Raw genomic sequence first — 9,749 nt, forward strand, 5'->3', positions numbered from 1 at the left:
ATGAAATAATTTCGAGGCAATGTTTAACGCTTTGTCACCGCTAATGCGGATGACGGCGATTCCTCCTTCTCCCGGAGGTGTGGCAATGGCTGTGATGGTATCTTTCATAGTCGCCCGGCGAGCCGCCGGTGGCAATGGGGCGGTGATTCTGACGCAACCGCCAAAAGTATAGGGTCAATTAGTTATGGCACATTATAACCCTGTGACCTCTCCTGGGCACGAAGTTTAAGGAAGAATTAAATGAATGTGAAAATATTTTTTAGGGGCTCGTGTACACCTTCGGGGCATGAAGGCAAAGGTTAAATATCACAAGCAAACGAACGTCTGCCTCACGTTGCCAACGGCGGCTCGCCGTTAGTCTTTGGCGACGTGGTAGATGTAGTATTGCTGTGAGATGGTCAGCATATTATTGACGGTCCAGTAGATGACGAGTCCAGACGGAAACGAAATGAACAGGAAGGTGAACACGATGGGAAGGAACATCATGATCTTCTGTTGCATGGGGTCACCCACTGAAGGAGTCAACCGTTGCTGCAGGAACATGGTTGCGCCCATCAATACCGGGTAGACGTAGTAAGGATCGGCAACGGAGAGGTCGGTGATCCAGCCGATGAACGGGGCACCGCGCAGTTCAATTGAAAAGAACAAGGCGTGGTAGAGGGCGATGAATACCGGAATCTGTAAAAGCATCGGCAAACAGCCGCCAACCGGGTTCACCTTGTGCTTTTTGTAGAGTTCCAGCAGTTCTTCGTTCATTTTCTGCCGGTCGTCCTTATTTCTTTCCTGAATGATTTTTACGTAGGGCTGGACCTTCTGCATCCCCTTCATGGACTTGAAACTTTTATGGGTCAGCGGGAAAAACAACAATTTTATGATAATGGTCAGAAAGATGATGGACCAGCCATAGTTGCTGGTGAGTCCATAAAAGAATGCCAGAACCTTGAGAAGCGGTTTGACGAGAAACGCGAACTTGTTGCCGAACCAACCATAGTCAATCAGTCTCACAAGATCGTGCCCTTTAGATTCAAGAATTTCCAGTTCTTTTGTTCCGGAATACAATAGATATTGCGCGTTGGCAGAGGATTGAACCGATTCTAATTCAAGGCCGACATAGGTCTGGTCTTTCTCTTTGAAGACGATACCGGCTTTGGTGCCTTGCTGCGGTATGAGGGCAGAGCCGAAATATTTGTTCTGGAAGGAAACCCATTTCAGGTCTCCTTTGAAATAAGAAGTATCGTGAATATCTTCAGGTGGATTTTCGATACGTTCGTTATTATTGAATACGGTTGCTCCTGAGAACACAATATAATCGGTCTGTGAAGATATTTTTCCTCCCATGCCTGGTCCCAGCAATACCTTGTATTGCAGGTTCCTGTTAGCCAGCGACGCGGCAGAAATCTGGGTGCTCATTTCTACCAGGTAATCATCAAAGTGGAAGGTGTATTTGCGAATGACCTGTAGTCCGGATGAGTGGTTCAGGGTAAGGGCCAATTTGCCTTCCGGATTGCTTTCATCCAAAACTATTGAAGTTGTAGAAGGCTCATAATGGGCGTTCTGCAAAATTGCTGTCACCTCCGGGTCGTTGGATTGGAGTGCCAGAGCCGCTGTCAAATTATCAGGATTATTGATAAGGTCGATCACATTGCCCTCATCGTTTTTGAAGCGTGGCAATTGCAGTTGCTTCAACACTCCACCTCGATTGCTGATGGTGAAATGGGTTTTACCAGCAGAGACTTGTATGAGGACTTCCTCGCCAGGAAACGGATCAGCGAGAACCGGAGCCGGTGTGGTAGTTTGTGATTCCGATGACTGGGAAGGAGACAACGATGTTGACCCTGAATCCTGAACTGTGTCTTGACGCCGGTCAGGAGATTTTTTAGCGTTTTGAGATACTTGAGGCTCAATGCCCTTATCCCGCTCAGGTGGTGGACCCTGCACTTGCGCCAGGAAATAGCCCCATCCTACAAAAACCGCCAAAGACAGAACAAAAGCGAGCAATAATCTGTTTTCCAAGTTAAGTCTCCGATTCCAGACCGTTCGGTCCTATTTCAACGGGTCCGCCCCACCGTTGTGATAGGGATGACATTTAAAAAGTCTGCATATTATCAGTCCTGCCGCTTTAACCAGAGAGTACCGCTCTAGAGCTTGTGCCGCATATTCCGAGCAACTTGGATAGAATCTGCAAGCCGGGAAAAACAATGGAGATATCCACCGTTGATAAGCACGCACGAATTTAAGGAAAATCTGGTTTAACATGTAGGTCTGTGATGGATAGCCCTGGCGCTTGATTTGGTTTCAGGATTTACCTTTCGGCTAGAAGAGCTTTTGAAAGTTCTTTTTCAATCACTCTGTAGGGAAGCTTGACCATGTCCTTGCCTGATATAATAACGATATCCAGAGCGGGTTCTATATGGTGTTTTATCTGGCGAAACACTTCGCGGATTTTTCGTTTCACACGGTTTCGGGCCACTGCGTTCCCTACTTTTTTTGATGCAATGATTCCCAACCTTTTTCTGCCCAACTCATTAGGTAGAGAAAAAATAATGCATAGCCTCCCCACCCGCTTTTTTTTTCCTTCATTCATGACTTTTTCGAACTCAGGACGTTTGGCTAACCGTTCTATTTTTTTGAAAGAAAAATTTCCCATCCACTTTGAGTGGGGTTAGGTGATGACCCGTAAGCATGTCATCACTCCTCATTTGAGTTCAAACAGTCAAACGTTTTCGACCTTTTCGCCTGCGATTTGCCAATACACGTCTTCCTCCTACAGTAGAACTTCGTTTTCGGAATCCATGTACTCGTTTTCTTTTAATATTACTGGGTTGAAAAGTCCTTTTCATAAATCGTTCCTAGAAAATCTCATATAAATACAAAAAAAGCCCGTCTTACTCTCACCAAATCAGATGGTTATACAACAGGAGTTAACACAGGAAGGTTTGGTGGATTATTTCATCGGCGGAGTCCCATGTCAAGGTCTAATCCCTTTATAATTTAGGTCATTGGCTAGATTTTGGCTTTATTCCTTCATGCATTGTATTTTGGCAAAAACTTGTCATCTGACGTTTCTTGGGCAAAAAAGCTGCAAATTCCCCATAAAATGGTGTAACATATTTATATTCAATGCTAATTTGATTTTTAAAGTAGCTGGATTCGTTGGCTGTGATAAATCTGTCCAGGATTTTCCTGCGAACGGACTAGCTGTTGTTCTGGTTTAACTTTGATGGGGTTAAATTATGAGAATGTTGATTTCATTAGGGTTTTTGTTTCTCTCGATTTTATTTGCTGGTTCGGTTGAGGTCCCGACGGTGTGGGCCAAAGATTTGCAGGTGACTCTTGCAAACGAGGTAGCCGGTATCGAATCAGGTATGGATCTTCTTCCTACAGATAAAGGCACACTTTATGATGATGGAAGTTTATCGCAGGTTGAAAACCCTGGAGTTTACTCTGATTTTAGAAATGACTCCAAACCCGGAAAGACTTTATTTTCTGTCAGGAAAAAAATCAATTCAGACAAAAAATATTTCAATGCCGGATTTATCACACCAGATATTGCCCCTGTAGGAAGCATCTTGCAACTTTATGACAACAAAATGGGATCAACTGGCCCAGATTTGATTTATGTAGATATCGGGAAGCGCCAGGGAATAGAAAAAGGCGACCAGTTCACCATCTATATGTTAGACCGTTATATTTATCACCCTGTTTTGAAGGGGGAGGGGTTGTTTGATAAAACTGGAGAATATACCCGGACGAAAGGATTTCCTGACAAAAACTTTCTGGCTAACCCTGGAAAACCTATTGGTCATCGGGTTTTAATCCTTGGCGTCGTTGAAATCGTTGAACCGGGTGATGATGTCTCCACCGCAAAAGTGTTAAAGGCTTATGACAGTATTGAAGTCGGGCACAAGCTCATGCCTTATAAAAAGTTTGAGGATCTAACTGCCGCGTTTTCACAGATGGATAAATTCATCGAGGGGTATATCGTCGCGTCTAAAGAAGATATTATTGCTTTGAAAGATGATGACGTTGTTTACATTGATAAAGGCTGGGACGATGATGTGCGCCCTGGTGATCACTTCGAAGTTTATTCTTTGCCTGAATACGTTGAAGATAACTGGTACAAAGGGTTGCTGCCCAAAAAGAGACCGTTGGTTTACTCTGTTCTAGGTGAAATAAAGGTTATCGACACACAAAAGAAAACCGCAACGGCGATCATAGTGAAAAGCCAGCCTAATATGGAGGTTGGCAACCAGATCAGGTTAAAAAGTTCGAATCATTCCGGTTGAATTTTGAGGAATCTTTTTTTGCCGACTTTGATGAGATATTCCTGATTTCCGGGCAACTCTTGATTAACGTCGGAAACTTTTTCCCCATTTATCGATACAGATCCCTGCTGGATTAGACGGCGGGCAGCAGAAGTGCTGTCTGTCATTTTGTTGTCCTTCAGTATATTGCAGATTCCTTTCAATTCATCTCCCCAACCATTTGCTACAGGGATGTCTTCAGGCAGGTTCTTTTTCTTAAACACATTTTCAAATTCCCTCAAGGCGGTTTCCGCAAGGTCTGGGGAGTGGTATAACGTTACGATTTCTTTTGCCAGGTTTATTTTGGCATTTTTAGGATTCAGCTTCCCCGCCTCAGATTGCTCCCTCATGGTTTCCAGTTCCTGTGCGCTGACTTGACTCAACAGTTCATAGTAACGCCACATCAAATCGTCAGAAATGGACATAATCTTGCCAAACATTTCGTTTGGGGGATCGAAGACGCCTATACTGTTGCCAAGGCTTTTACTCATTTTTTGTACCCCATCTGTTCCTTCCAGAAGAGGCATGGTAAGAACAACCTGGGGTTTTTGTCCGTAAGATCTTTGGAGGTCCCTTCCAACAAGCAGGTTGAATTTCTGATCGGTACCTCCTAATTCCACATCAGATTTTAACGCGACTGAGTCATACCCCTGAATCAGGGGATACATCAGCTCGTGGATGGAAACCGGCAGGTTTTTGGAAAGACGTTTTTGAAAGTCATCGCGTTCCAACATTCTTGCAACCGTGTAATGTGCCGCTAATTCGATCATGTTTACAGATGTGAACTTGTTCATCCATTCACTGTTATAAGCGACTGTGGTTTTTTCAGGGTCGAGGATTTTGTAAACTTGCGCGAGGTATGTTTTTGCGTTTTCCTGAACTTCCTGGGGGGTCAGGTTTTTACGAGTTTCAGAACGGCCTGTTGGATCGCCAATCATACCGGTAAAATCACCAATCAGGAAAATGACTTCATGGCCGAGTTCCTGGAATTGCCGCATTTTGTGCAGGAGTACAGTATGCCCAAGATGCAGGTCAGGAGCTGTGGGATCAAACCCGGCTTTTATCTTGAGGGGTTTTCCTGAGGCCAGAAGCCCGGCAAGATCATTTTCGTCAATGATCTCAGAGGTTCCTCGGCGGATTGTTTTAAGTTGTTCATCTACTGGTAACATGATGAAAAGGACCTAAATGTATATTTGATTATCAGTAAATAAATAGAAAAAAATTTTAGCCTGCGTTATCCTTCTCGAAGCCCGTCTAACGGTTTGATGGGCTATTGGAGTTGGCATCACGCCGAGTGGAAGCTAACATACCGTCAATGAATCTGCAACTGAAGGGTTGGTCGCTTCAATAACATTTTATCTTTATATGGAAAACGAAGATTCTCAAATATCAAAGCCTCTTGACCCCAGAGCGCGCAAGTTCACTCATGCCGGATATGGGTTTTTGGGGCTAAATCTGGCGTATCTTTTGATAGCTATGATATTTATTCCTCCATTTAATCTTGGATTGACAGCGATTCTTTCTTTGGCCGCATTCATACTTTTACTGGGCGTGCTGACTTATTATCTGCTGAAGGGGAAGAAAAGGCTGGCCCAGATCCTGGCCGTCATTTACGGTCTCAGATCAGCGTTTTCTGCTTATTCCTTGATGGATGTCAGCACTTTTCAGGCAGTGCCCTATTTGTTGCCGTGCCTGCTGATCACCTTCTACCTGCTTGGCAGAGCAGGGTGGAACTGGCCCCCTTAGAAGTGGGAGGCAGATGGCAATTGTTAATATCTTTTTTAGCCGAGATGTATTCCATTTTGCCAATTGAAGTTGTTGCTCGCTGGCCCCATGCCTGGTGGCATGGTGGTTGAAACTCCGTGGTACGCCTGTTATAAAGAAATCCTTTAACCCGATTTGGAAGAACATATCAGTGACCGCTTCTTCAGTCTTTATAAAGTCCACTTCAGAACTTCCACTGCTGACTGATACAGGTCGCAGGTTTCTAGGTTTGGAGCATAGCAAGTCCCCGGAGCTGGCTCATCGGGTTCAAGCTGTATTCAGACTTTTGAATGGCAAACTGGGATTCCCGGATACAGAGTTAGGACGTGAAAACCAGGAGGTTTTTAATCTTCTTGTTTGTATGGCATACCCGGAGATCGTGATCGATATTGCAGACTTGTTATACGTTCAGCATGAGCGACCGGCTGTATTTCTGAACTTTGACCACATCCATATGAATCTGCGTAAAGATAGGACGACCTTAACTAAATCTGTTGAACAGATGAATGAAAAGTTTTCAGTTCTTTTTAGTGAATTAACCAGTTTGATTCAACGGGATCCTATTCTTTATAATGATCCGGAATGGGTAACGTTACTCAGTGAGAGCTATAGTTATTATTTGCACCAGACGGGAAATTTCCCCTGGGACAACCCTATGGAGCTTGTGCCTCATGACCTGAAAGCACCGATGATGGATGTGGCAACAGGGCTGGCTGGATTTCGTCTAATTCATGACTGGCCGAAAGACTTCCCTCATCTTGTCCTCGCTGACAACATGCCGTTTATCATTAAAGGGTTAACGCATTTCGTGAAACTTTTGGGTAAAGATAATATTGAAGTTTTGAATGTCGACTTTCCTGATGGTCCGCTTGGAAAGCACTACGGTTGTATATTGGCTAATAAATTTTTACACCATTTACAAAGAACAGAGCGGAAGCAGTTCTTAAGCTGGGCCACAGAAGCTTTGGAGCCTGGAGGTCTATTGATGATTTTGGATACGGACCTGGAATGCCAGATCTTAAAACGTGCCCAAAATCCTGAATATAAAAGTAAATTAACTCGCGGTTATTATGAAACGCTGGTTGAGATAGAAGAGAATTTTTGTGAAACCCTGATCCAGGATGTACGGCAGATTGGTTTTGACGTTTCTCATTTTGATTTCCATGAATATGAAGATGAAACTGACGCATACAGCCAGTTTCCGGGAGAGAACCTGTCGATAAAGTTTGTAGGATTGGAAATAGCGGCTTCTCGTCCTTCGAGCGAGGGTTCCTAATGGACCATAGCCCTCTTCAAGTCGCGACAATTCTTAGTTTGTCATAAGTGCTATTGCTCATTGCCACCAGTTGTTTGCCGTAGCAGTTTTTTCAGGGACATTGCTTCTGGTCGGGTGGCGTTGTTGGCTTTTTGTTCCATTTTTCGATAAAGCTGAATTACTTTTTTCCCCGCGGCAGTCAGTTTGGCTCCACCTCCTCCCTTGCCACCTGTTATGCTGACAACGAGTGGTTCTCTGAAACACTGGTTCATGGTATCCACCATGTTCCATGCACGTCTATAGCTCAATTGCCTTTTCCTCGCGGCTTGAGAAATGGACCCTTCATGGCTTATTGACTCCAGTAAATCGACTTTTCCTGGCCCAAGAGCAATTAAATCTCCGGTCATTATCCTGAACCGGGGGCGAACTGAACTTTTCTTTTTTTCTGACAAATGGAACAACTCCTATTCTTCAAGACGTACCAGACCCAGCACATTCGGGATTGGGTGGGAAAAAGTATTTTCATCGTGTTCCCTGGAACCAGTGGAATAGCTACCTATAAATTCGTGTCTCTCTTTTCCAGTATTGATATATAGCTGTGCATCGGCCCCGCCTTCAACATACATGGCTTGTTTTAGACCTATCGGAATTTCCAACAGCATGTTAGTCAAGTCGTGAGTGGTGTAAGGAGATCGAACGTGGATGAACAATACCCTGTTCTTATTATCCAGACCTATTGCGGCGGTGCTCCACATTTTCTTATGGGGTGCCCACATATTTTTTCCGTGGCAAGATACCATTCGAATACTTTGGACCAGAGTGCCATACAACTTTCGCAACTTATTAAAATCTTCGCAATCCCGGTCAATAATTCTCACTGCAGGCAGATTCTCGTCATCCGGATCGAAAGCAAGTATGGTTTTATCTTTAGAAACCCAGGTGTTGTTGGTATGTTGCCGGGTTTTCATATAAGAGACACTTGACTTCATATCCTTCTGGTACATGCTGGCGTTGATAGCGGCAACCAGACCGTTTTTGTTCACCCAGTCCTTTACAGACCTGCGCCTGCCTTGACCTTTTGCCGATGCATTGAGCAACTTTAATTCAAAGAAATGGGTGTCGGCTCTTAAAATGCGAATCAAAGAATCACCCAAAGCAGATTTTTTGGGGGCTTTGAAGATGCCTAAATCCAGACCTCGTTCAAGGTTCCTCCATGAAGAAGTATTTCGAGGTTTTGTAGACTGAGCATCCAGGCGGAGTTTCAGCGATATTGAAATAAGTAAGGCTAAAAGTGCAATAAACAGGTATTTAAGACGTTTCAATGTTTACCTCTAACTCAAAATCATCCATATAAAGTGCAGGTCTTCATAAAAATTCGAAAATGAACCTGTTTTAAAAGAGGAATAAATTATAGCCTTCATTTCACAGATTGTCCTTGAAATTATCATCGTATTTGGTAGGAGCAGATCGAGAAACCACTGAATTTTTTGCACAAATAGTGATTTTTTTCAAAGGTATGATTGATTTCGCCCAAATTTTCCTCTATATTGAGTTGATCCACCCTAAACAGAACATATTGATTAGTTTTTGATTAGATTTGGTTCTGGGTTGCAATAAAGTCTGCGTTATATTTTTCGGTCTGAATTTGGACCGTGAATTTATTTAATTTTCGTCAAGTAGTTGTGTTTATTCATTAACGTTTCATCTTTTTTTTCGTGAGGAGTTTATGAAGATCATTTCAAGAGGTATGGCATTACTGGTAATGGTTTTATTTGCAGGTTGTGCGGCGCAGACCGGAGGTGGTGCTACTACGGCTACGAATTCGAGTGCTGGCAAAGCTTTGACAATCACTTCACCGGCAACTCTGTCTAATGTCAGCAGCCCTTTACAAGTTTGTATGGCGACCAATGGTTATACAGTGGAGCCTGCCAAAAATGGAGTGAATCCGGGTAAAGGTCATCATCACCTGCTTGTTGATGTGGATATCCCTGGTGATTTGAGCAAACCTATTGCTAAAGACAGCAACCATATTCATATGGGTGATGGCTCAAAATGTAAAACCATTGAACTGAGCAAAGGCCAGCATACGATCACGGCTCTTTTTGCACAGGGAAATCATGTTCCCTATAACCCACCGGTTACAGACACTGTGACCGTCCGTGTGGTGCATGTAAAATAATTCTGTTCAGGAACAATTGATTTAAAGGAAGATTCCACCTCCGTTTCGGGGGTGGAATTTTTTTTTCCTCTTAGATTATATTAAACACGATTTAATCTGATCCAAAAATTTTGCAGGCAGCCATGACTGAATTGGTTAAAACACCGGTTTTCGCAGAGAATAACTTATTCAATTTGTACCATCTCAATGCGTTGTACCAGAATGTTGCAACAGAAGTTTCCCGGCGTATGCTGGAAAACTACCAGAT

The 9,749-nt window shown here is 43.6% G+C and carries 12 protein-coding genes; 4 read left to right on the forward strand and 8 right to left on the reverse strand.

Features of this window, described 5'->3' with window-relative positions; translation table 11 throughout:
* The 5 genes from F3741_07075 to F3741_07095 all read right to left on the reverse strand — a co-directional run.
* Window positions 1–108, reverse strand: a 108-nt coding sequence (locus F3741_07075) for a hypothetical protein (GenBank protein ID MZG30557.1), incomplete at its 3' end; no start/stop codon positions are given.
* A gap of 246 nt (window positions 109–354) precedes the next feature.
* Window positions 355–2,013 carry a membrane protein insertase YidC gene (gene yidC, locus F3741_07080; protein ID MZG30558.1) on the reverse strand — a complete coding sequence of 553 codons (1,659 nt, stop codon included), beginning with the start codon at window positions 2,011–2,013 and terminating at the stop codon, window positions 355–357.
* A 30-nt stretch (window positions 2,014–2,043) separates the two neighbouring features.
* Window positions 2,044–2,256, reverse strand: coding sequence for a membrane protein insertion efficiency factor YidD (gene yidD / locus F3741_07085; GenBank protein MZG30559.1), 213 nt, complete (start codon window positions 2,254–2,256; stop codon window positions 2,044–2,046).
* 46 nt (window positions 2,257–2,302) lie between these two features.
* Window positions 2,303–2,647: a ribonuclease P protein component gene (rnpA, locus tag F3741_07090; GenBank protein ID MZG30560.1), complete on the reverse strand. Its 345-nt coding sequence runs from the start codon at window positions 2,645–2,647 to the stop codon at window positions 2,303–2,305.
* 58 nt (window positions 2,648–2,705) lie between these two features.
* The gene (locus F3741_07095) at window positions 2,706–2,840 is read right to left on the reverse strand and encodes a 50S ribosomal protein L34 (GenBank protein MZG30561.1); all 135 of its coding nucleotides are present in this window, start codon (window positions 2,838–2,840) and stop codon (window positions 2,706–2,708) included.
* 393 nt (window positions 2,841–3,233) lie between these two features.
* On the opposite strand from F3741_07095, the gene F3741_07100 reads away from it, so the two are divergent.
* Window positions 3,234–4,286 carry a hypothetical protein gene (locus F3741_07100; protein MZG30562.1) on the forward strand — a complete coding sequence of 351 codons (1,053 nt, stop codon included), beginning with the start codon at window positions 3,234–3,236 and terminating at the stop codon, window positions 4,284–4,286.
* Here F3741_07100 and F3741_07105 read toward each other — a convergent pair.
* The gene (locus F3741_07105; protein ID MZG30563.1) at window positions 4,274–5,473 is read right to left on the reverse strand and encodes a tyrosine--tRNA ligase; all 1,200 of its coding nucleotides are present in this window, start codon (window positions 5,471–5,473) and stop codon (window positions 4,274–4,276) included. The two genes, F3741_07100 and F3741_07105, sit on opposite strands and share 13 nt — an antisense overlap.
* A gap of 196 nt (window positions 5,474–5,669) precedes the next feature.
* Here F3741_07105 and F3741_07110 point away from each other — a divergent pair, with 196 nt between their 5' ends.
* Both F3741_07110 and F3741_07115 read left to right on the forward strand, forming a co-directional pair.
* Window positions 5,670–6,050, forward strand: a complete 381-nt coding sequence (locus tag F3741_07110) for a hypothetical protein (GenBank protein ID MZG30564.1) — start codon at window positions 5,670–5,672, stop codon at window positions 6,048–6,050.
* Window positions 6,051–6,213: 163 nt separating this feature from the next.
* Complete coding sequence (locus F3741_07115; protein MZG30565.1) at window positions 6,214–7,344, forward strand: hypothetical protein; 1,131 nt, start codon at window positions 6,214–6,216, stop codon at window positions 7,342–7,344.
* Between the two features lie 50 nt (window positions 7,345–7,394).
* Here the strand turns inward: F3741_07115 and F3741_07120 are convergent, their stop codons facing one another.
* Together F3741_07120 and F3741_07125 are read right to left on the reverse strand one after the other, a co-directional pair.
* A complete protein-coding gene (locus F3741_07120; GenBank protein MZG30566.1) occupies window positions 7,395–7,730 on the reverse strand; it encodes a LysR family transcriptional regulator in 336 nt (111 codons plus the stop codon).
* A 57-nt stretch (window positions 7,731–7,787) separates the two neighbouring features.
* Window positions 7,788–8,645, reverse strand: a complete 858-nt coding sequence (locus F3741_07125) for a phosphodiester glycosidase family protein (protein ID MZG30567.1) — start codon at window positions 8,643–8,645, stop codon at window positions 7,788–7,790.
* A gap of 440 nt (window positions 8,646–9,085) precedes the next feature.
* Between F3741_07125 and F3741_07130 the strand changes: the two genes are divergently transcribed.
* Window positions 9,086–9,502, forward strand: a complete 417-nt coding sequence (locus F3741_07130; GenBank protein ID MZG30568.1) for a DUF4399 domain-containing protein — start codon at window positions 9,086–9,088, stop codon at window positions 9,500–9,502.
* The last annotated feature ends 247 nt before the right edge of the window (window positions 9,503–9,749 follow it).

The sequence above is a fragment of the Nitrospinota bacterium genome, assembly GCA_009873635.1.
GTDB lineage: Bacteria > Nitrospinota > Nitrospinia > Nitrospinales > VA-1 > LS-NOB.

Coding starts and splice junctions, on each gene's coding strand:
- yidD (MZG30559.1), bottom strand. CDS start 2,256: ATGTTAAACCAGATTTTCCTTAAATTCGTGCGTGCTTATCAACGGTGG.
- rnpA (MZG30560.1), bottom strand. CDS start 2,647: ATGGGAAATTTTTCTTTCAAAAAAATAGAACGGTTAGCCAAACGTCCT.
- F3741_07095 (MZG30561.1), bottom strand. CDS start 2,840: ATGAAAAGGACTTTTCAACCCAGTAATATTAAAAGAAAACGAGTACAT.
- F3741_07100 (MZG30562.1), top strand. CDS start 3,234: ATGAGAATGTTGATTTCATTAGGGTTTTTGTTTCTCTCGATTTTATTT.
- F3741_07105 (MZG30563.1), bottom strand. CDS start 5,473: ATGTTACCAGTAGATGAACAACTTAAAACAATCCGCCGAGGAACCTCT.
- F3741_07110 (MZG30564.1), top strand. CDS start 5,670: ATGGAAAACGAAGATTCTCAAATATCAAAGCCTCTTGACCCCAGAGCG.
- F3741_07120 (MZG30566.1), bottom strand. CDS start 7,730: ATGACCGGAGATTTAATTGCTCTTGGGCCAGGAAAAGTCGATTTACTG.
- F3741_07130 (MZG30568.1), top strand. CDS start 9,086: ATGGTTTTATTTGCAGGTTGTGCGGCGCAGACCGGAGGTGGTGCTACT.